The sequence below is a fragment of the Wenzhouxiangella sp. YN9 genome (assembly GCF_056324165.1).
Map to the genome: position 1 here is coordinate 19,218 of NZ_JBJNIP010000098.1, position 18,347 is coordinate 37,564.

Genomic DNA, 18,347 nt, shown 5'->3' on the forward strand with positions numbered 1-18,347 from the left:
GCTCTAGATGGCTGATGGGTTGATTCTAAGCGCTGGCCGCTCGGATGACGCCGAAAGCGCCCGGGAGTGGCCGGATTGTGTTGCCGTTTACGTATCCTTGGGCGTCAACCAGTTAAAAAAAGGTTCATGCAAAATGAAAAAATTTCTGATCGGCTGTCTGGGCGTTCTGCTGGTGCTGGTGCTTGCCGGCGGCACCGCGGGCTATTTTTTCGTGATCAAGCCGGCCTGGGAGTTTGCCGGCGGCGTTCAGGAGTTCGTGCAGGAATATGCAGAACTCAATGAGCGCATCGAGCACACCGATGACTACCAGGCACCGTCCGATGGCGTGGTGACCAACGCGCAGTTCCAGCGCTTTCTAGTCGCCCAGCGTGATATGCGCGCCAGCATGGAAGGCGATCTCGAGCGGCTCAAGAAGCGTTTTGATGCCATGGAAAAAGAGCTCGAGTCCGAAAATCGCGAGGCGGGAATTGGCGATATGTTCGGAGCCTACCAGGATCTGGGCGAGCTGCTGATCGAGGCCAAACGCGCTCAGGTGGACGCCCTCAACCGCTACAACTTTTCCCTGCAGGAATACCTGTACGTGCGCAACCAGGCCTATCGTGCCCTCGGCCAGGAAGTCGCGGTTGCGTCCTTTGGTGACCAGGCCCCTCAGGTGCGTAGCCAGCAGGTGCCCGATGAGGTCGTCGATATGGTCTCGCCCCATCGCGAGGAGCTGATGGAGGGATACGCCTTCGCCTGGTTCGGCATCTGAAACTATCCTGCTGGAGGTCGGTGTCGGCTGAACGCAACCTGCTGTTATGCCGGGTTGATAACGACGCCATCTGCTAAGCTTTCCGATACTGATTTCGCCGGAGGCGCTGGCCGATGTTGCGCAAGATCGTTCTTTTCGTTCTGGTTCTGATTGTCCTGCTGATCGTCGCGGTGGTAGCGGCTGCGCTGCTGATCGACCCGGATGACTACCGAGAGGAGCTGGCCGCGCGTGCCAGCGACCAGCTGGGCCGGGAAGTGCGGCTGGAAGGGCCGATGGAGCTCAAGTTCTTCCCTTGGCTGGCGCTGGATATCCGCGATGTCACCATCGGCAATCCACCCGCCTTCGACCAGGCGCCGCCGCTGGCCGGCATCGAGCGCGCCACGGCCGCCCTCCGCGTTCTGCCGCTGCTGCGTGGTGATGTCGAGGTAGGTACGGTGACCATCGAAGGTGCCGGGCTGCACGTCGTCACCGCGCGCAGCGGCGCGAGCAACCTCGAAGGGCTGTTCGCGCCTTCGGAGCCGGCGGCCGAACCTTCGGGCAAGCCGGCTGATCTGTCGAACATCCGTACCGGCACCGTTCATTTCGAGAACGTGGTGTTCAGCATGATCGACCTGGCCGCGGGCTCGCGCACGGAGCTGCAGCTCGACCGCGTGACGCTGAAAGGCTTTGCTGCCGGACAGGAGGTGCCTCTGTCGTTTGCAGGCCGACTGGTTGAGGGCGGGCAGACGGCGCTGACGCTCGATTTTGACGGTACCCTCCGGGTGGCCGCCGATCTGGGTGAAGCCGCGCTTTCGGACTGGTCGTTGCAGTACCGCCTGCCCGGTGCCGGCATCGAAGGCAAGGCAGGTGGCAGCCTGACGGTCAGGCCGATGGCCGAGCCGCTGACCATCGAGCTCAGTGAACTGACCAACCGCAGCGAGCTTGACGGGCTTGTCGCCGAGCTCACGGCGCGGCAGCCCGTTTCCGCGTCCATCGGCGAACGCATTCAGGCCAGTCTGCCGGCCGTCGAGGTTGCGCTCAACGGTGACGTGCTGCGCCTCGACGGCCAGGCGAGCCTGGGCGAGACCATCAGCGGCCAGCTTGCCGTCACCGGCGAGCGACTTGATCTGACTCGCCTGGTGCCGGCCGACGACACCGGTGACGCCCCCGACGAGCCGGCCGTGCCGGCGGAAAAGGAGGGTGAAGCAGTCGCGGACTTCAGCGCCCTGGAGATATTCGATCTCGGCTTTTCGCTCGATCTTGGCGAGCTGATTCTGGTCGACGGCGCCACGCTGACCGACGTGAGTGCCCGCAGCCGGTTGAGCGGCGGCAAACTCACGCTCGACCCACTGTCTGCGTGGCTGTTCGGCGGGCAGTTTCAGGGCACCGCCCGGGTGGACTTCAATCAGCAGCCGCCCGCCGTTGTTCTCACGCCCCGGCTGTCCGGGGTTCACGTCGACCAAGTGGTTGCCCTGCTGACCGGCAAGTCGCCGGTCGACGGCGAGGGCGAGTTCAGCATGGATCTGAGCTTCCGCGGGCTCAGCGCCGAGCAGATGCTGCGTTCGCTCGACGGCAGCGGCAGCTTTGCGGTGGCTCAGGGCGTGCTGCAGGGCGTTGATCTGCAGGCCCTGATCGACCAGGAATTGACCTCTGACAATCTGGGTAATATCGCCCGCGTATTCAGCGGCGAGACCCACTTTCAGACGCTCAGCGGCGGGCTTCGCATCGAGGACGGCGTAGTCGAGCTGCCCAGCATGGACCTGGCGGCTGCCGGCTATGCGGCCACTGGACAGGGCCGCATCGACCTGGGCGCAGGCCAGGTCGACTACGCCCTGGCGCTGGATCTGGGCGAGGAGCTGACGCAAAAACTGCCCGGCGCACTGAGGCGCTCGACCGATGGTCGCATCCCGCTCAGCATTTCCGGCGACATGACCTCCCCGAAAGTCAGGGTCGATCTGGCCTCCCTGGCCGAAGGTGTTGTGCGCGAAGAGCTCGGCCGCCGCCTGCTCGAGGCGCTGGAGGGCAGGGGCGAGAAAGCGCCGGAGTCGGGGCCCGAGGGTGAGCACAGCGATGCCGACGGCCAGCCGGGCGACGCGGAACAGGCCGATGAGCAGGACGCCGAAGCCGACAAGAAAGAGCGCCGCCGCGAAGCCGCCCGCGGTCTGCTGAAGGGCCTGCTGGAGCGCGATAAGAAGTCGAAATCCGAACAGGACGCCGAGCCGGGCGACGCTTCTGATGCCGGTGAGTCAGAACAGAAGGAAGACGAGTCGGAAGAAGAAACCGAAACCGAGCCGCCGCCAGAAACCTGACCCGACAGGACTCGCAGCAAGACGCAGCGACCGAGCCGGGCCGGGGCACGTCAGCGTTTGAGAGCGTAGCGAGCGGCCGTGTGGCGCTGGCCGCCGGAACGCATGGTTGATACATGAGGGTCGCGAGTACCGCCGGATAGCGCCAGACGGCTGCGCAGTAGCTCTCAGGCGCTGACGTCAGCCGGGCGCCATGCCGCCGTCCACCCCGATCACTTGGCCGTTGACGTAGCCGGCCGCGTCCGAGCACAGGAAGGCGGCGAGCGCGGCAACGTCTTCGGGTTGGCCCAGGCGGCGCGCCGGGATGGCCGCCAGCAGGCTGTCGCGGTCGACCTCGCCGAGCATGCCGGTGTCGATCACGCCCGGGGCGATGACGTTGGCGCTGACGCCACGGCTGGCCATTTCGCGCGCCAGCGAGGCGACCGCGCCGTGCAGCCCGGCCTTGGCAGCGGCGTAGTTGACCTGGCCGCGGTTGCCGATGCGCGCGGCCACGCTCGAGACCGCAACCACGCGCCCCCAACGCAGGCGGGCCATGCCCAGCAGCGCCGGCTGCACCACGTTGTAGAAGCCGTTCAGATTGATTTCGATCACGCGCTGCCATTGCTGCGGCGACATGCCGGCCATCGGCGCATCATCGTGTGCTCCGGCGTTGTGCACTACCACGCCCAGCGGCGCGGCGTCGACTTGTTCGGAAATGGCGGCGCGCGTGGCCTCGCCGTCGGTCAGGTCGACCTGCACGGCGCTGGCCCGACCGCCCGCGCCACGAATCGTCTCGGCCACGGCTTCAGCGCGATCCAGCCCGCGGCCGGCGTGGACCAGTACCTCATGACCGTCGGCCGCCAGCGCCCGGCAGATGGCCGCTCCGATCTCTCCGGAGCCGCCGGTGACCAGCGCGCGACAGGTCTGCGGTCGCGTGTCGCGGTGTGCACGCCTCATGCGGCGGTGCCGGAGTCGGGGAACATGACCGTGGCCTTGCCGCGGGCGAGCAACGTTTGTTCGCTGAGGATGCGGAATTCGTAGATCTCGCCCATTGCGCTGCCGCCCAGCCGTTCGGCATGAATCAGCAACTCGGCGGGTTCTTCGAGCGCAGCCAGGCCGGTTTCCAGGCTGGGCAACGCCACCAGTCGACCTTCGCGCACGGGGGCATCCGCGGCGGCCAGCAGGCTGCCGTGCACGGCCATGGCCTGAGCGCCGTATTCGGCCAGGGCGCTGGCCGGCAGCCTGCCCTTGCGGCCCAGCGGATGATCGATCAACGCCCCGGTGTTCGCCCGACAGGTGATGCGGGTTTCGTCGTGGCTGACCACCTCGTTGATCAGCACCATGGCGCCGGCATGCGGCACGCGGGCTTCGATATCGATTCTTTGCTCGCTCATCGGGGTTGCCCGATCCGGGTCAGCAGCCAAGATAGCAAAATGCCCAGCGCGACGGTCGATCCCAGCATGCGCAGCAGGCCAATTTCGGACTGACCCAGCACCAGAAAGACGCCGCCGGTGGAGGCTGCGCAGGTGTTGATGGCGCGGCGGCTGCGCGCCACGGCGGGCGGGTCACCGCGAAAACTGCGCGAAAACAGGGCGTAATCGAGGCCGATGCCGGCGGTCAACAACAGGCCCACAAGGTGAGCGATGCTCAGCCCGCCGTCGAAGCGACTCATGACCGCGGCGGTAACCAATAAAGCAGCCGCCGGCGGCAGCGCCACGGCCAGCACCTCCCGCGGTCGCCGCAGCCGCAGCCACAGCAGCCCGATGATCACGATAGCCGCCATGCCCAGGCTCCAGAGTGCCTCACTGCGCCAGGCGGCCACCATGGCTCGGGAGCCTGCGGCCAGGTCAATCAGCCTTGCCGGCGCCTGGCGCTCGGCCAGCAAGTCGCGCAGAGCCTCGGGGTCGGACAGGCCGGCGGGAATGATCAGCGCCCGCCAGGCTGCCCTGCCTTGCCGCAGCTGCGCGTCGAGGCGTGCCGAAAGCGCAGTGCCGGACCAGAAATCCGCATCGATGGGCCCGCGTGCCCGGGCCGCTGCAAGGTCGGCCAGGAAGGGCTCGAAGGCGTCGGCACGAAACCCTGACGGCGCCGCCTGCAGACGTTGGCGCAGCGTGTCCGGGTCAGGCCACTCGGCCAGGCGTTGACGCTGGGTTGCCTGCGATGGCAGCAGCTGAGCCGGCGCCTGCCAATGGTCGATCAGACCCCGGGCGCGTGCCTGCTCGAGCACACGCCCGGTCTGCTCGCTGGCTGCCAGGGCCTGCTCGCGGGTGTTTCCCGTGGCCGCCAGCAGGTAGCGCACGTCGGCGGCGCCGATGGCACTTCTGAGTTGGCGGTCGGCTTCGACCTGGCTGCGGTCGATCGGGCTCAGGCGCGACAGATCATTGGACCAGCGTGCATCGCCCTGCCAGACAAGCAGGCCGAGCGCCGCCAGCCCCAGCAGCAGCGGAATCCACGGCCAGTGAAACGGCTGGACGCGGGTGGGCTGCGTACGTCGCGGAAGGGCCGGATCCAGTGCGGGCAGACACAGAGTGGCCAGCGCGGCTCCGGCCAGGCCGGCCGCCGAGAAGGCGCCCAGCTGGGCCAGCCCGGGGCTGCTCGACAGCCAGATGGCGATATAGGCGGTCAGCGTGCTGGCCACGCCCAGCAACAGCGGGCCGCGGATACTGCGCGCGGTGGCCGCCAGCGCCCGGCGGTCGGCATGGCCGAACAGATGCACCGGATAGTCCAGGGCGACGCCCAGCAGGGTGAAACCGAAAGCCAGCGTCAGGCCATGCACCTGGCCGAAGGCCAGCAGCGTGACCAGCAGGCCGCAGACGACGCCGAACAGCAGCGGCACGGCCCCGGCCAGCATGGCGCTCGCCGAGCGCCATGCAAACGCCAGCACGACCAGCAGGAGCGCACTGCCCCACAGGCTCAGGCGCACGGCATCCGCGCGCGACGCCTGCGCGCTGGCCGCACCGATGACCGGCGCCCCGGCCAGCTCGAGCGTCTGCCCTTCGGCGGCCAGTTGCGTGAAGCTCGTTCGCAGGCGTTCGAGCAGTTGCTGCTGCCGGTCAACGGCGTAGGGCGCGTGGGCCGAGTGCACCACCAGAAGCGCGCGGTTGCTGTCCGGCGTGAACCACACGCCGTCGACGGTGTGGGTCTGGCGGCCGCTCGACAAGCGGGTGGCGAGTTCTTCGACCAGGCCCAGGGGATCGCGCGCGACAAGTTCTTCGGCCTGGCCGCCGGCAAGCGCCAGGTCGCTCATGCGGTCGTCGAGTGCTGCTTCAATGGCGGCGGGCGCCACCCGTTGGGCCACGTTCGTGGACAGCACGAAGCGCGCTTGCATCAGCCGTCCGATCAGGGCGTCGTCGGGTGACCAGTCGCCGTTGTCAACGCGCTCGCTGCCGTCCAGGCGGCGCCAGCGTGCGGCCAGTTTGCGGCTTGTTGCGGCCAGTGCCAGGGGGTCGTCGCCGGCGATGGCGGCCAGAATCAGGCGGCTGGACGCACCCGCGGCCACCTGCTCGACCACGATCGCCTGCTCGGGCGAGGCCGGCGCCGGCAGGAAGGCGTCCAGCCGATAGTCGAACTGAAGCTCGATCACGGCGATCGCTGCGGCGGCCCCGAGCACCAGCAAAGCCAGCAGCGGGCGCCACAGATGCCTCATGGATGCCGTTCGAGTTCGGTGGCAATGCATGTGCCGTCGGCCAGAGACAGCTCGAAGCGCTCGATCCTGCCCGCGTGCCCGCTCAGCGACAGTGAGTCGACCTTTTGGGCTAGCGCCCTCTCACGGGGCGTGAGCACCAGCCGCCAGCCGCCTTCGCTGTGGTTCAACTCGTAATCAAAGTGCTGACGCAGGGCGTTGGCGTCACCCGCCAGAAGCGCCATCAGGGCGTGCCGGATCACCGCCAGCTCGGGTGCGCGTTCCAGGCGGAAGCGGCGCGTGGAGCGGTTCGGGCGCTCAACCACCACCATACGCTCGCCAAGGCGCTGCACCGCCTGCCGGGGCGCGCGCGTTTGCCGCACCAGCCGCCCCTGTTCGTCGCGCCAGAGCGTGCCGGTCACGACCAGGGGGTTGTCGGTCAGCTCCGAGTCGCGTGTCTCGGTGAAGCGCAGGCGGTGTTGTGCATCCGCCCCCGGTTCGAGCCCGGCCAGCAGCTGGTCAAGATCGTCCGGCGCTTCGGTGGCCGTCGGCGCGATCAGCAGGAGCAGTGTCAGCAGTCCAGAAATCATAGAAGTTGAACCAATTGTAGGGATATTGCCGGGCGTAGTGTTCCAGCCGCTCGGCGTAGCGCTGGATGCGCTCGTTGAGCATGGCCCGCCGCTGATCACGATCGGCCGGCCGCCCCTGCCCGTCCTGAAGGGTTTCGAATATCAGCCGGTAGCGCCCGCGGCCGGCATAGAGCCCGAACACCATCACCACCGGCACCTCCAGCGCCTGGGCGATGGCTACCGGAGCGGCCGGCATGCGCACATCCTCGCCCAGAAAGGATACCGTCACGGCAGCCTCGCCGGCGCGGGTGCGGTCGGCCAGCATCGCGACCATGCCCCCGGCTTCCATGACGCCGCCGGCCTGGAGCACGATGGCCGGGCCCGGCTGGCCGGCGTCGATGACGGTGTCACGGATGTCCGGCGAGATTTCTTCGAGCATGCGCGTGATGAGCGAATTCTGGGCCCGATCCATCACTACTTTCAGTCGGCGATGTTCTGCCGGCGCCTGGCGGCAGAACACGCGTACCGCCTCGAAACTGCCCAGGTGCGAGCCCAGCAGCATGCAGCCGCGGCCCTTCCGGAGCAGCTCGTGCAGTGCCTCCGTGCCTTCGGCGCGGACGTCGAGGCGGTCGCCGCGGCCGGCCAGCAGCAGCACGCGGTCGACAATGGTCACGGCAAAGGTATAGATGTGGATGAGAACGCCGGCGTGGCCCTGGCGGGGTGCGTTTACGCGTTTGAGCCAGTCGCGGGAGGCGCGCCGCTCAGGCCCTCTGACCAGAAAGAAGTACAGCGTCGTGGGCCACAGGCACACCTGCGCGACACCGCGCCCGACATGCAGAATGAGCCAGCGAATGATCGCCAGCGCCAGGCGGTTGCCGCCTTCGGGGCGTTCACGCCAGTGCGCCATGACGACACTGGCCGCGGGCCACGGGCTGGCCGTCATCGCCGCGAATGCTGAAGGAGAACTGATCGGCCGTGCCCTCGATGTGCAGCCGGATGGGCTGCTCGGGCCGGACCGGGCGCAGGAACTTGACGCGTTGCCAGCGTACCGGGCCGTCGTGAAAGCCGGCCAGGGCGCAGGCCTGGCGCTGCACCAGCTCCAGCAGCACAACGCCGGGCACGATCGGGTTGCCGGGAAAGTGCCCGTCGAGCGCCGGGTGATCGGCGGGTATCCGGCAGATGATATCAACGGGATTCATCCGGCTTTCCTCAGCGTTTGCGAAAACAGCTGCAGCAGGGACTGGCGCGGGAGCTTGCCAGTCTCGGCGCGCGGCAGACGCTCGACCAGCCTGAGTGGACGCGGCATGAAGGCGGGGTCAATGCGCCCCAGGAGCGCGCGCCGGATGTCGGTTGCCGACAGCGCCGGCGCCACGACCAGGGCGGCGAGCCGGCGGGCCGGGCCTTCTTCGGTTTCGGGCGGCTGAAAGATCACGCCGTCGATAACGCCGGGCACATCCAGCAGCGTGGTGGTCAGCTCTGCCAGCGAGGCGCGCTTGCCGGCAATGTTGATCAGGTCGCTGTGGCGGCCCAGCAGGCGAAAACGCTTGTGCTCGCGGGGCAGCAGATGATCCAGCAGCCTGACTGGCCCGGGCAGGTGTTCGGCGCGCGCCAGGTGGTGCTCGCCCTGCTGGTTCAGCTCGAATGCGCTGAACAGCTGCCAGTCATCGCTGCGGGCGCTTTCTCGCCGTGCCAGGCAGCCGGTTTCCGAGCAGCCATAGATTTCCACCACGCGCGCGCCGCTGGCGCGCTCGACGGCCCGTGCCAGCGCGCGGCTCAGCGGCGCGGTGGCCGAATAGACGCGCTCGAGTGGTGGCAGTGCGATCCCCGACTCGATCAGCGCGCGCAGGTGCACGGGGGTAGAGACCAGCGCCCGTGGGCCATCGAGCTCTTCGAGCCTGCGCACGATGTCGGCGACGAAAAAAGGCTGTGACGATGACACCGAGACCGCCCGGAACCAGGGCAGCAAGACCGAAGTTTCCAGCCCCCACATATGCTGCGGCGGCACGGTGGCAACCAGCTGGGCCGCGTGCGGCGGATCGAGCTCGTCGGCATTGATGTCGCTGCTTGCATGCAGCGTGCGCCAGGGCTTGCCGATGCGTGACGCCTCGCCGGTGCTGCCGGAAGTGAACACCACCGCGGCCAGCTGTTCGGCGTCAACCCGCGGAATGCTGGCGGCGAGCTGGTCGCAGGCAAGGCTGTCTGCAGGATCGACGGTGGCGCCCGAGAAGCCGGCAAGCGCCTGATCGGAGACGACCACGGCTTCGGTGAAGGTCGCGGTCAGATCGTCCACGGTGGCCTTGAGCCGATTGGCCGGCAACAGGTTGCAGCCGCCGGCCAGCAGGGTGGCGGCAAAGGTAACGCTGAAGGCGTGGCGATCCCGGCACAGATTGATGACCGGAGCGCCCGGCGGCAGGCGGGCCGCCAGCGCGTTGGCGCGCCCGAGAAAGGCGGCCAGGCTGACGCGCTGGCTGTCGTGCAGCATGATCGTCGCGTCGAGCGGTCGCCTAGCCAGAGGGAGTGATGTCATCGGGCGAAATGATGCGGCTGAATGCGCACAACGTCCAGCAGAAAGCGGATCAGGCCGGGGTGTTCGTCGTCGGGGAATGCCCGGCGACGCAGCAGCAGCTCGGCCCACAGCGTTGCCAGCATGATAACCGGCGCGGCGACCACCATCCAGATCAGCCAGGCCTGGGCGCGGTCGGCGGCGGCCAGCCACAGGGCTACGCTGCCGATGGCGGTCAGGATCAGCGCCCACGCAAGCGTCCATCCGCGCAGCCAGCTTTCGGCATGCGCCGGTGCCTCGGTACCGTTACCGGCGTGCACCAGGCGCGCGAATCGTTCGATGACCGGCGTGCAGCCATGACGCAGCGTGGTGGCGAACCACAGCCCCACCATGGTGAAGATCAGGCTCGGTGGCCACAGCGCCAGAGAAGGCACCAGAACGGCCAGCGCCGCCAGGGCGACGGCCGCACTCATCAACAGCAGGCGCCCGGCCCGGCCGGGCAGCAGCGGCAAGAACAGCAGCGCCAGCAGGGGCAGGCACAGCGATCGCAGCCCGGGCCGGCCAAGATACAGCGACAGATAGACCAGCAGCGGGTAGAGCGCGAGAGCGGCAAGGCGCCAGCGGGGCATGGCCGGATGCTCCGCCGCTGCTTCAGGCCTGCTCGCGCAGGGACTGAATGTGTTGGTTGAGCGCGCGCAGGTTGGCAAAGGCATGGCGATTGCGTTCGTCATCGGCTTTGAGCTGAACCCCATAATGCCTGGAAACAGCCACGGCCAGCTCCAGCGCGTCGATGGAGTCGAGCCCGTACTCACCGCCAAAGAGCTGTTTTTCGGGTTCGATCTCCTGCGGCGAGAGATCTTCGAGGTTGAGCGAGCTGACGAGCAACTCGGCCAGTTCACGCTCTTGCGGCGACTGCGGTGTGTTCATGTCTGCTCCCTCCGGTCAAGGCGACGGCGCTGGCAGTCGGCCCGTCCGGTTTGTTTCTGATTGAACAAGCGGAATCCTGAACGGCGTGCTGCCGAGTGCTCCCGCGCCATTATAATACGCAAGACGCTTTTCATACCTGCCGCCTGGCAGTGCCTTCAGTTGTGCTTTCGGAGCCAGATCATGTCTCATGAGATCGCTTGCGCCGCCCTGCCCGGCGGTCTGAGCGCGCAACCCGCAGCCGCCCGGGACGCCTCGGCCCTGTTCGAGTTCGCGCTGGCAAGCGCCCGGCCCGGTGCGGCCGGCTGTGGACTGTTGTGGCTTGGCGGTGATCTGGCCGATGAGTGCTGGCGCGTGGACGATGACGTCCGCGCCGGGCGCACGGGAGAAGTCAGCTGGCGACGTGCCGGCGAGCTGTTGTTTCTGTCGCTGGAGTGGCCCGAAGATCCGGCCTCCGACCCGGCGCGGGCCGTGGAAGCAGCCTACGATGAGCTGCTGTCGGTTGCTGCCGCAAACGGCCGCCGGCAGCTGCTGCGGGCCTGGAACTATTTGCCGGCGATCAATGCCGGTGACGGCGATGAGGAGCGCTATCGGCGCTTTTGTCTGGGCCGGGCCGCAGCGCTGCAGAAGGCCGGTTATGGCGACGCCGAGCTGTGCGCCGGCACGGCGATCGGCAGCGATGAGCCCTGCCTCAGAATCTATCTGCTGTGCGCGCCCGAGCCGGGTATCAACATAGAAAACCCGCGGCAGGTCAGCGCCTATCGGTATCCGCGCCGCTATGGGCCGCGCAGCCCTTCTTTCGCGCGGGCTACCGCAATCGCCGGGCTGGATGGCCAGGCGCTGCTGATGATTTCGGGAACAGCCAGCGTGGTCGGGCATCGCAGCCTGCATCAAGAGGATGTTGACGCCCAGCTGGAGGAAATCATCCGCAATCTCGAAGCGCTGATGGCGGAGTCGGCCGAGAAGCTCGATCGCCCCGGCCTGGCGGAATTCGACCGGGACAGCCTGCTGCGGGTCTACGTGCGCCATGCCGGTGACTGGCCGGCTGTCGAGCGGCGCCTGCGCGAGCGCTGGCCCCGTGCGCGCCTGGCCGGCCTGCGTGGCGACGTGTGCCGCTCGGATCTGCTCGTCGAGATCGAGGCGGTCAGCCGGGTCTGACGGCAGCTCAGGCGGCGGCCGACCCGGGCGGCTCGGTCAGGGCGGGCGGCAGGCCGGCGAGAAGGTTTTCGTCGACCACCAGGGCCGCGTCCGCCGACTGCAGCCGATCGCGCGCGCCCACCGGTGCGATGGCGCACAGCTGCAGTGCCAGCGCGTGCAGTAGTTCGGCGTTGGCGCAAAGACGCGCGCTTTGTGCCTCTTCCGGCTCGCCAGCCACCTCGGTGAGCTCCCGATTGAGGCGGGCCAGCAGCGGCGAGGCCGACTGATCGACCAGTACGCCCGCGGCCCGATGGTCGGGCTCGAGCTCGGCCCAGCGGCGGAACATCGTCTGAATCTCGACGTTGACGGCGCGCAGCCGCTCGAGCGCGACCCCGTGACGGGCGATGAAGGGCATGTCGGTGGTGCGGCGGGCAAAGAACAGCAGCGCCAGTACGCCCCAGTAATAGGCGTAGTCCCACACGGTCTTGGCGCTCATCGCGCGAAAGTGGCCGAACAGGGGGTACTGGTCGCGATAGAGCGCCAGCGACGATGCGTAGAAGCTCAGATAGGTGCGCTCATGGCGCGTCGCCCGCCGGGCGATGCCCTCGCCGGCCATCTCGCGCAGCACCAGGTCGGTGACGAAGGTGTTGGAGATGGCGATGAAGTCGCTGCCGGGCGAGTAGAAGGGATCGAGAAACACCCCGGCCTCGCCGGTCAGAGCCCAGCGCTGGCCCGAATAGACCGCACGCGCGCCGTGCGAGAAATGGCGCAGATAACGATAATCCTGCAGCCTGCCGCCGGCGCTCTCCAGCGCTTCGGCAAGCGCCCGGTGACAGCGTGGCTGGTGCTCGGCCAGCCACGCCATGGCGCCGTCGAAGGACTTCAGGGCGCCGAAATCATGCAGGGCGTTGTCGAAGACGATGCCCACGCTGGTCGAGCCCGAGGCCAGGGGTATGAGCCACACCCAGTAGCCCTTGCCCATGAGATGGTTGGTCGACAGCCGGCGTGGCAGCTCGCTGCAGCGGGCTCGCCAGTCGGCATTCGCGCTCCACTCGTCAGGATCGATCGGCCGGTTGATGCGAAACCATACCGCCGAGCAGTGGTGGCCGTTGTCCTCGACCAGGTCGAGTCTACGGCGCAGCTGCGAGGCCCGGCTCATGGCATCGATCACCCAGCGCGACTCGATCGCGAAGGTCTCGCCGTCGCGCTCGAGGTGAACTCGGTGCGGCCTGGCGTCACCCGCCAGCGCGGTGGTTCTCACGCGCGCGCCGTCGATGAAGGTCACGCCGAGCTCGCGGGCGCGCTCGCCCAGGTGGTTCTCGAAAATGCCGCGGTCCAGCTGATAGCTGGGCACGGTCAGCAGGCGCGCCGCGCCCAGCTCGGCGGCATTGGCCAGGTCGTTGTGGTCGCCGGCGTGAAAGAAGAAGCGCAGTCCGTATTTGCGCAGCTGCTCGCGCTCGATGTGATCTTTGAGACCGAGCACGTTGGCGAAATAGTCGGCGGCGATCTCGACGGTCGATTCGCCGACCTTGTGCGCCGCCTCCGGCACGGGGTGACGGTTGCGCTCGATGACGGTCACGCACAGCTTTGGCCGTGCCTGCTTGAGCTGCAGCGCCAGGGTGAGGCCGGCCAGCCCGCCGCCGAGAATGGCGACGTCGGTGGTGCCGGGAATGGCGTTCGCGGTCGCGTGCATCGCGAAAGTATAGCGGTTGCGAGTCGACATGCTCTCACGGGATGCGTCGCGGTTGTCGCACACCCGGCCGCGCCGAACCCCGATTACGGCAGCTGCGGTCATCGACGATCATCGACGATTCTTGACCTGGCATCCATGCGCCGGAGGAAACATGAACACGAGATGGATCGCCGTGACCGCACTGGCCCTGTGCGCGTGCTGGCAGGGCGTGCCGGCTCAGTCGGTCTATCGCTGCAGGTCGTCGGACGGCGCAGTGATGTTTTCCGATCTGCCCTGCCGCTCTGATATCGGGCCGCCCAGCCGGGTCGACGCGAGTCCGCACCAGGGCCATCGTCTCCCATCAGCGCCGGCGCGATCGACCAGCCGGGAGACGCGAACGACGGCCGCCGAGGCGGCTGGCAGGGCCGCGTCTGTGCGGCTTTCAAGGCGCGATCGGCTTGCGCTCGAGCACGAACGTCGGCAGCTGCTGTCCGGGCTCAAGCGCCGCCACGTCAAGGCTGCCGACCGGCGCGAGATGATCCGCAGTCTCAGGCGCGTCGACGACGAGCTCGGCATCGGCTCCGCCGAGGTCGCCGACATGCCGTTCCACAACCGCGAGGTTTACGAAGAGCACCGGATTCATCCGGGCGCGGTCGGACGTCGGGGTCAGTGAGGCTGCAGCTCGCGCGTCGGTTCGGCAAAGCGCGCCGGGCGCGTGACCATGCGCCACAGGCCCTGAGGGTAGCAGCCGCAGAGCAGAATGCGCCGGGCCACGAACCGCAAGATTTCCCACACGTCACGGCCGGGGCGGAAATGGCTGGCGCGGGCATCATCGTGATAGATGCTGTCGATGGGCACGGCCAGCGCCGGAAAGCCGGCGCGCGCGCCGTCGATGAGCATGGCGGTTTCGTAGACGAAGCCGTGCCGGCGGGCGGTCGAGGGTCGAACCCCTTCGATCAGGCCGCGGGGGTAAACGCGGTAGCCGCTCTGGCTGTCGGGCAGGCGCTGGCCGCTGGCCCAACCGATCCAGAAATCGGCAAAGCGGTTGGCAAATCGCCGGATGCCCGGCTGGCGGTGGCGCTGGCGCAGGCGGGCGCCGACGACAAGATGATCGGGATGGTCATCGGCGGCGGCCAGCAGGCGCGCCAGCTCGTCAGGGTCGTGCTGGCCGTCGCCGTCGAGCGTGACCACGCGTATCGCCCCGGCCTCGAGCGCGGCGGCAAAGCCCGCTGCCAGCGCGGCGGCCTTGCCGCCGGGGCTGGCGTGGCGGATCAGGCGGATATCGAGATCGCCGATGGCTTGACCGGTGCCGTCGCTGGAGCCGTCGTCGACCACGATCACGGTATCGACCTGTCCGAGCACGGCCTCGACAAGCGGGCGAATCGTTCGGATCTCGTTGTGGGCGGGAATCAGGGCGGCGGTTGTCATGCCGCCGGCTCGATCACCAGGCCCGGGCCCTGCTGTGCTCCCAGCCGCAGCCTGCTGCGCTGATGGCCCAGTGCCAGGGCGAGCAGATGAAGCCCGCGGGCGGCCGGATTGTCGGCGGCGCGTTCGGCCAGAGCGCCGGGCAGCGTGGCGCCCTCGTCGTGACGCAGCCCGCTTTCGGCCCTGATCGCGACGGCGGGTCGGCCGCGCTCGACCGGGCCCAGCATGAAAGCGCAGGCAAAGGGATGGCGGGCCGGCCACACCACGCGCATGGGGGCCTCGGCGACCGCATCGTAGGCCACCAGCAGCACTGCCCGGCCGTCGGCCGTGACCCGGGCGACTGTCTCGATCAGGCCGGCGACGAGGCTGTCGGCGCCGCCGCTGAGCGCGGTCACGTCGCCGCGTACGCCGGCACCGATCGACCAGTAGCCGGCCGCGGCGTTGTGTACCGAGTTGTGAAAGCGCATCGGCGAGAGCAGCTCGGGCGTGTCGGCCAGGGTGCGGCACATGTAGTCGCTGATGGCCAGATCCCCCATGCCGGAGCTGAACACGGCGTCGGGCCGCGAAGCCTCGATGCCGGCCGCGCGACAGGCCTGCTCGGCGGCAGCCATCGACAGGCGCACGGTCTCGGGGCAGCGTCGTCGCTCGCGCGGCGAGAGCAGGGAAATGCTCGCGCTGCCGGGTTTTTCATCGCCCAGTTCGTCACCGGCGAGCACGCGCGAGAGCGCGTCGACGTCGGGCAGCCCCGGGGCGCTGAGTCCGCAGCCGAGAATCGCAACTTTCGTGCTCATGCCGCCCCCATGACCAGCGTGCAGTTCGACCCGCCGAAGCCGAAGGAGTTGGTCATCACCGCTTCGATTTCGGCCTGGCAGCCCGCGCGCAGAATGAAGTCCGCGGCGGCCGGTTCCGGATCGCTGCAGTTGAGGCTGGCCGGCAGAAAGCCGTCGCCGAGTGCCAGCAGGCTGATGACCGTTTCGGTAATGCCGGCCGCGCCCAGGGTGTGGCCGGTCCAGGCCTTGGTGGAGCCGGCCGGCGGCGGCTGGCCGAAAACGGTCGCCAGCGCGGCCGCTTCGATCCGGTCGTTCATCGGCGTGGCGGTGCCGTGACAGTTGACGTAGCCGATGGCCCCGGGCGCCAGCCCGGCGCGCTCGAGCGCCTGGCGCATGGCGGTGATGGCGCCTTCGCCCTCCGGGTGCGGCGAGGCCATGTGGTGGGCATCGGAGGTTTCGCCCCAGCCCAGCAGCCGGCCCAGCGAGGTCTTCGGGTTGCGCTCGACGATGGCGAAACCCGCCGCCTCGCCGAGGTTCAGGCCGTTGCGCGAGCGATCGAAAGGGCGACAGGGCTCGCTCGAGACCAGCTCCAGCGAATGGAAGCCGTAGAGCACCGACAGACACAGGCTGTCGACGCCGCCGACCACGGCCGCATCCGCAAGCCCTGCCGCGATCAGCCGCGCGGCGGTGGCAAAGACCTTGGCCGACGACGAGCATGCCGTCGAGACGGTCTGGATCGGGCCGTCCAGGCCCAGCGCGGCGGCTACGAAGGCCGCCGAGGTGTGCGGCGTGTGCACCCGGGGCATGACGTGTTCGGGGCGAAACTCCCCGGCCTCGTCGAGATCGCGGAAGGCCAGCTCGGTGCTGCTGATGCCGGCCGTGGAGGTGCCGATCACGCAGGCGATGCGTTCGGGCCGGTGCCGATTGAGCAGGGCCGCGGCCTGGTCGCGAAAGCCGTCCTGATCCAGGGCCAGGCTGGCGAGCTGGTTGTTGCGGCACTGGAAGGCCGCCAGGTCGCGGTCAAGCGAGACGCTCTCGACGCCTTCGACGCGGCCGATCCAGGTATCGAGTTCGCAGTTCGGATAGTCGTTGCGGCGCAGGCCGCTGCGCCCCTCGCGCAGGGCCCGGCGCAGGGCATCAAGGCCGGATCCGGCCGCGCAGCTCAGCGTCATGGCGGTAATGTGCAGATCGTTCATGCGATTCGTGCAGCCCCGGCGCAGCGCGGGTTACTGGAAAGGTGCGCCAGTATAGGCACGCCGGCGGGTGCTCGCAATCCGTTCGCCAGCCGGGCGCTGGGCGGCCTATCATGAGCACCCGGCGAGCCGATCTGCACCTCTTTGCTCATGTCTACCGTCTCGACCCTGACACTGCGCCGCGCGCTGGCCGACCCGGGCTTGCGCGAGTCCCTTGTGATCACCGCCCTGGCGCTTCTGGCCACCGGCGGGCTGGTGCTGGTCGTCACCTGGCTGCGGGTGCTCGCCACCGCGCGGGCACGGGCGTGCCCCGGCGAGCTTGACTGGCTGGTTGTCTGCGGTCACCTGCTGGAGGCATCAGGGCAGCCGTCGCCGATCTATCGTGCGCGTCTTGCGCGGGCGGCGGCCCTGGCCGAGCAGAGCCCGCAGCTGCAACTGCTGCTGGCCGGCGGCGGCCGGCCCTCCGAGGCGGCGGCCGGCCGGAAATGGCTGGCGCAACGCCACGGCCTGGCCTCCGGGCGGGTTCAGCTCGAGGAGCTGTCGACCGACACGTTCGAAAACCTGCGCCACGCGCGAGCCATGCTGCCCGCGCACTCGCGCGTGGGCGTTGTTACCAGCCGCTTTCACCTGGCCCGCGCCATGGCCTATGCGCAGCACCTGGGCATCGCGGCGCTTGCGGTACCGGCGGAGCCGCGCTGGCAGCCTACCCCCGGCAACTTTGCCACCAGTCTGCGCGAGGCCGCCTTTCTGTGCTGGTTTGTCTGCGGCCGCTCCTGGGCGCGGCTGGCGCGGCGGCGGAATCTGATCGAGCGGCTTGGCTGAGCCCGGCTGACGCAGTCGGGCAGCGCGGCTGAATGCAACCTGCTTTGATGCCGGGTCAATAAACTCAGCGCTTGTGCCGGCCGATCAGGATGTCCAGCGCCGAGTCCAGGTCGGCGCCGGCCGACCGCAGACAGACCAGCAGGTGATAGAGCAGATCGGCGGCTTCCGCGGCCAGCTCATCGCGCTCGCCGGCGCTCGCGGCGAGCGCCACTTCCACGCCTTCTTCCCCTACTTTCTGGGCGCAGCGCTGGCTGCCTTCGGCGAGCAGCCGGGCGGTATAGCTTGCCTTCGGATCCGCTCCGGCGCGCTCGGCGATGGTGCGCTCGAGGCTTGCCAGGAACCCGACGCGGGGAATGTGTGTGTCGCCAAAGCAGGTATCGGCGCCGGTGTGGCAGGCCGGCCCGGCGGGGCGGGCGAGCACCAGCAGGGTGTCGCGGTCGCAGTCGGGCAGCAGGTCGACCAGTTCGAGATGGTGGCCCGAGGTCTCACCCTTGGTCCACAGCCGCTGCTTGCTGCGCGAGAAGAAGGTCACGCGGCCCGATTGCCGGGTCGCCTCCAGTGCCTCGGCGTTCATGTAGCCGAGCATCAATACGCGCCCGTCATCGGCGTCCTGCACGATTGCCGGCAGCAGCCCGCCGCCCTTGTTCCAGTCGAGTTGTACGTTCATTCAGAGTCCAGCGTTTTTTAAAACTACG

19 protein-coding genes are annotated in these 18,347 nt (G+C 68.5%); 5 read left to right on the plus strand and 14 right to left on the minus strand.

Going from position 1 to position 18,347, the window contains the following annotated elements; genetic code table 11:
• The first annotated feature begins 133 nt into the window (after positions 1 to 133).
• Both ACEWQ0_RS08170 and ACEWQ0_RS08175 read left to right on the plus strand, forming a co-directional pair.
• Positions 134 to 751 carry a hypothetical protein gene (locus ACEWQ0_RS08170; protein ID WP_476482436.1) on the plus strand — a complete coding sequence of 206 codons (618 nt, stop codon included), beginning with the start codon at positions 134 to 136 and terminating at the stop codon, positions 749 to 751.
• Positions 752 to 864: 113 nt separating this feature from the next.
• Entirely contained in the window at positions 865 to 3,039 is a 2,175-nt protein-coding gene (locus ACEWQ0_RS08175; protein ID WP_476485045.1) for an AsmA family protein, read from the plus strand.
• A gap of 177 nt (positions 3,040 to 3,216) precedes the next feature.
• Here the strand turns inward: ACEWQ0_RS08175 and fabG are convergent, their stop codons facing one another.
• Genes fabG through ACEWQ0_RS08220 form a run of 9 tightly spaced genes read right to left on the minus strand, consistent with a single transcriptional unit; the run spans position 3,217 to position 10,636 of the window.
• Entirely contained in the window at positions 3,217 to 3,972 is a 756-nt protein-coding gene (gene fabG, locus ACEWQ0_RS08180) for a 3-oxoacyl-ACP reductase FabG (protein WP_476482438.1), read from the minus strand.
• On the minus strand, positions 3,969 to 4,409 hold the full coding sequence (locus tag ACEWQ0_RS08185) for a hotdog family protein (protein ID WP_476482439.1): 441 nt from the start codon (positions 4,407 to 4,409) through the stop codon (positions 3,969 to 3,971). Before ACEWQ0_RS08185 ends, fabG begins: the two co-directional genes overlap by 4 nt.
• Positions 4,406 to 6,661, minus strand: a complete 2,256-nt coding sequence (locus tag ACEWQ0_RS08190) for an MMPL family transporter (RefSeq protein WP_476485046.1) — start codon at positions 6,659 to 6,661, stop codon at positions 4,406 to 4,408. The genes ACEWQ0_RS08185 and ACEWQ0_RS08190 overlap by 4 nt, the downstream gene beginning before the upstream one ends.
• A complete protein-coding gene (locus ACEWQ0_RS08195; RefSeq protein ID WP_476485047.1) occupies positions 6,658 to 7,227 on the minus strand; it encodes a LolA-related protein in 570 nt (189 codons plus the stop codon). Before ACEWQ0_RS08195 ends, ACEWQ0_RS08190 begins: the two co-directional genes overlap by 4 nt.
• Positions 7,157 to 8,113, minus strand: a complete 957-nt coding sequence (locus ACEWQ0_RS08200; RefSeq protein WP_476485048.1) for an LpxL/LpxP family acyltransferase — start codon at positions 8,111 to 8,113, stop codon at positions 7,157 to 7,159. The genes ACEWQ0_RS08195 and ACEWQ0_RS08200 overlap by 71 nt, the downstream gene beginning before the upstream one ends.
• The gene (locus ACEWQ0_RS08205; protein ID WP_476485049.1) at positions 8,097 to 8,405 is read right to left on the minus strand and encodes an ApeI family dehydratase; all 309 of its coding nucleotides are present in this window, start codon (positions 8,403 to 8,405) and stop codon (positions 8,097 to 8,099) included. Before ACEWQ0_RS08205 ends, ACEWQ0_RS08200 begins: the two co-directional genes overlap by 17 nt.
• Positions 8,402 to 9,733: an AMP-binding protein gene (locus ACEWQ0_RS08210; RefSeq protein WP_476485050.1), complete on the minus strand. Its 1,332-nt coding sequence runs from the start codon at positions 9,731 to 9,733 to the stop codon at positions 8,402 to 8,404. The genes ACEWQ0_RS08205 and ACEWQ0_RS08210 overlap by 4 nt, the downstream gene beginning before the upstream one ends.
• Entirely contained in the window at positions 9,730 to 10,338 is a 609-nt protein-coding gene (locus tag ACEWQ0_RS08215; RefSeq protein ID WP_476482445.1) for a COG4648 family protein, read from the minus strand. The genes ACEWQ0_RS08210 and ACEWQ0_RS08215 overlap by 4 nt, the downstream gene beginning before the upstream one ends.
• A 22-nt stretch (positions 10,339 to 10,360) precedes the next feature.
• Complete coding sequence (locus tag ACEWQ0_RS08220; protein WP_476482446.1) at positions 10,361 to 10,636, minus strand: phosphopantetheine-binding protein; 276 nt, start codon at positions 10,634 to 10,636, stop codon at positions 10,361 to 10,363.
• A gap of 180 nt (positions 10,637 to 10,816) precedes the next feature.
• On the opposite strand from ACEWQ0_RS08220, the gene ACEWQ0_RS08225 reads away from it, so the two are divergent.
• Complete coding sequence (locus tag ACEWQ0_RS08225) at positions 10,817 to 11,791, plus strand: chorismate transformation FkbO/Hyg5 family protein (RefSeq protein WP_476482447.1); 975 nt, start codon at positions 10,817 to 10,819, stop codon at positions 11,789 to 11,791.
• 7 nt (positions 11,792 to 11,798) lie between these two features.
• Here the strand turns inward: ACEWQ0_RS08225 and ACEWQ0_RS08230 are convergent, their stop codons facing one another.
• Positions 11,799 to 13,493, minus strand: coding sequence for an NAD(P)/FAD-dependent oxidoreductase (locus tag ACEWQ0_RS08230; protein WP_476485051.1), 1,695 nt, complete (start codon positions 13,491 to 13,493; stop codon positions 11,799 to 11,801).
• A 121-nt stretch (positions 13,494 to 13,614) separates the two neighbouring features.
• Between ACEWQ0_RS08230 and ACEWQ0_RS08235 the strand changes: the two genes are divergently transcribed.
• Entirely contained in the window at positions 13,615 to 14,115 is a 501-nt protein-coding gene (locus ACEWQ0_RS08235; protein ID WP_476482449.1) for a DUF4124 domain-containing protein, read from the plus strand.
• On the opposite strand, the gene ACEWQ0_RS08240 is transcribed toward ACEWQ0_RS08235, so the two are convergent.
• The 3 genes from ACEWQ0_RS08240 to ACEWQ0_RS08250 are packed head-to-tail and all read right to left on the minus strand — an operon-like array spanning position 14,109 to position 16,833.
• Positions 14,109 to 14,870 carry a glycosyltransferase family 2 protein gene (locus tag ACEWQ0_RS08240; protein WP_476482450.1) on the minus strand — a complete coding sequence of 254 codons (762 nt, stop codon included), beginning with the start codon at positions 14,868 to 14,870 and terminating at the stop codon, positions 14,109 to 14,111. The two genes, ACEWQ0_RS08235 and ACEWQ0_RS08240, sit on opposite strands and share 7 nt — an antisense overlap.
• Positions 14,867 to 15,658 carry a beta-ketoacyl synthase chain length factor gene (locus tag ACEWQ0_RS08245; protein ID WP_476485052.1) on the minus strand — a complete coding sequence of 264 codons (792 nt, stop codon included), beginning with the start codon at positions 15,656 to 15,658 and terminating at the stop codon, positions 14,867 to 14,869. Before ACEWQ0_RS08245 ends, ACEWQ0_RS08240 begins: the two co-directional genes overlap by 4 nt.
• The gene (locus ACEWQ0_RS08250; RefSeq protein ID WP_476482452.1) at positions 15,655 to 16,833 is read right to left on the minus strand and encodes a beta-ketoacyl-[acyl-carrier-protein] synthase family protein; all 1,179 of its coding nucleotides are present in this window, start codon (positions 16,831 to 16,833) and stop codon (positions 15,655 to 15,657) included. The genes ACEWQ0_RS08245 and ACEWQ0_RS08250 overlap by 4 nt, the downstream gene beginning before the upstream one ends.
• Before the next feature lie 147 nt (positions 16,834 to 16,980).
• On the opposite strand from ACEWQ0_RS08250, the gene ACEWQ0_RS08255 reads away from it, so the two are divergent.
• Complete coding sequence (locus ACEWQ0_RS08255; protein ID WP_476485053.1) at positions 16,981 to 17,652, plus strand: YdcF family protein; 672 nt, start codon at positions 16,981 to 16,983, stop codon at positions 17,650 to 17,652.
• A gap of 64 nt (positions 17,653 to 17,716) precedes the next feature.
• On the opposite strand, the gene hisIE is transcribed toward ACEWQ0_RS08255, so the two are convergent.
• Positions 17,717 to 18,319: a bifunctional phosphoribosyl-AMP cyclohydrolase/phosphoribosyl-ATP diphosphatase HisIE gene (gene hisIE, locus ACEWQ0_RS08260; protein WP_476485054.1), complete on the minus strand. Its 603-nt coding sequence runs from the start codon at positions 18,317 to 18,319 to the stop codon at positions 17,717 to 17,719.
• Between the last annotated feature and the right edge of the window lie 28 nt (positions 18,320 to 18,347).

Coding starts and splice junctions, on each gene's coding strand:
- ACEWQ0_RS08175 (WP_476485045.1), top strand. CDS start 865: ATGTTGCGCAAGATCGTTCTTTTCGTTCTGGTTCTGATTGTCCTGCTG.
- hisIE (WP_476485054.1), bottom strand. CDS start 18,319: ATGAACGTACAACTCGACTGGAACAAGGGCGGCGGGCTGCTGCCGGCA.
- ACEWQ0_RS08195 (WP_476485047.1), bottom strand. CDS start 7,227: ATGATTTCTGGACTGCTGACACTGCTCCTGCTGATCGCGCCGACGGCC.
- ACEWQ0_RS08210 (WP_476485050.1), bottom strand. CDS start 9,733: ATGACATCACTCCCTCTGGCTAGGCGACCGCTCGACGCGACGATCATG.
- fabG (WP_476482438.1), bottom strand. CDS start 3,972: ATGAGGCGTGCACACCGCGACACGCGACCGCAGACCTGTCGCGCGCTG.
- ACEWQ0_RS08255 (WP_476485053.1), top strand. CDS start 16,981: ATGTCTACCGTCTCGACCCTGACACTGCGCCGCGCGCTGGCCGACCCG.
- ACEWQ0_RS08190 (WP_476485046.1), bottom strand. CDS start 6,661: ATGAGGCATCTGTGGCGCCCGCTGCTGGCTTTGCTGGTGCTCGGGGCC.
- ACEWQ0_RS08185 (WP_476482439.1), bottom strand. CDS start 4,409: ATGAGCGAGCAAAGAATCGATATCGAAGCCCGCGTGCCGCATGCCGGC.
- ACEWQ0_RS08170 (WP_476482436.1), top strand. CDS start 134: ATGAAAAAATTTCTGATCGGCTGTCTGGGCGTTCTGCTGGTGCTGGTG.
- ACEWQ0_RS08245 (WP_476485052.1), bottom strand. CDS start 15,658: ATGAGCACGAAAGTTGCGATTCTCGGCTGCGGACTCAGCGCCCCGGGG.
- ACEWQ0_RS08200 (WP_476485048.1), bottom strand. CDS start 8,113: ATGGCGCACTGGCGTGAACGCCCCGAAGGCGGCAACCGCCTGGCGCTG.
- ACEWQ0_RS08235 (WP_476482449.1), top strand. CDS start 13,615: ATGAACACGAGATGGATCGCCGTGACCGCACTGGCCCTGTGCGCGTGC.
- ACEWQ0_RS08250 (WP_476482452.1), bottom strand. CDS start 16,833: ATGAACGATCTGCACATTACCGCCATGACGCTGAGCTGCGCGGCCGGA.
- ACEWQ0_RS08220 (WP_476482446.1), bottom strand. CDS start 10,636: ATGAACACACCGCAGTCGCCGCAAGAGCGTGAACTGGCCGAGTTGCTC.
- ACEWQ0_RS08215 (WP_476482445.1), bottom strand. CDS start 10,338: ATGCCCCGCTGGCGCCTTGCCGCTCTCGCGCTCTACCCGCTGCTGGTC.
- ACEWQ0_RS08240 (WP_476482450.1), bottom strand. CDS start 14,870: ATGACAACCGCCGCCCTGATTCCCGCCCACAACGAGATCCGAACGATT.
- ACEWQ0_RS08225 (WP_476482447.1), top strand. CDS start 10,817: ATGTCTCATGAGATCGCTTGCGCCGCCCTGCCCGGCGGTCTGAGCGCG.
- ACEWQ0_RS08205 (WP_476485049.1), bottom strand. CDS start 8,405: ATGAATCCCGTTGATATCATCTGCCGGATACCCGCCGATCACCCGGCG.
- ACEWQ0_RS08230 (WP_476485051.1), bottom strand. CDS start 13,493: ATGTCGACTCGCAACCGCTATACTTTCGCGATGCACGCGACCGCGAAC.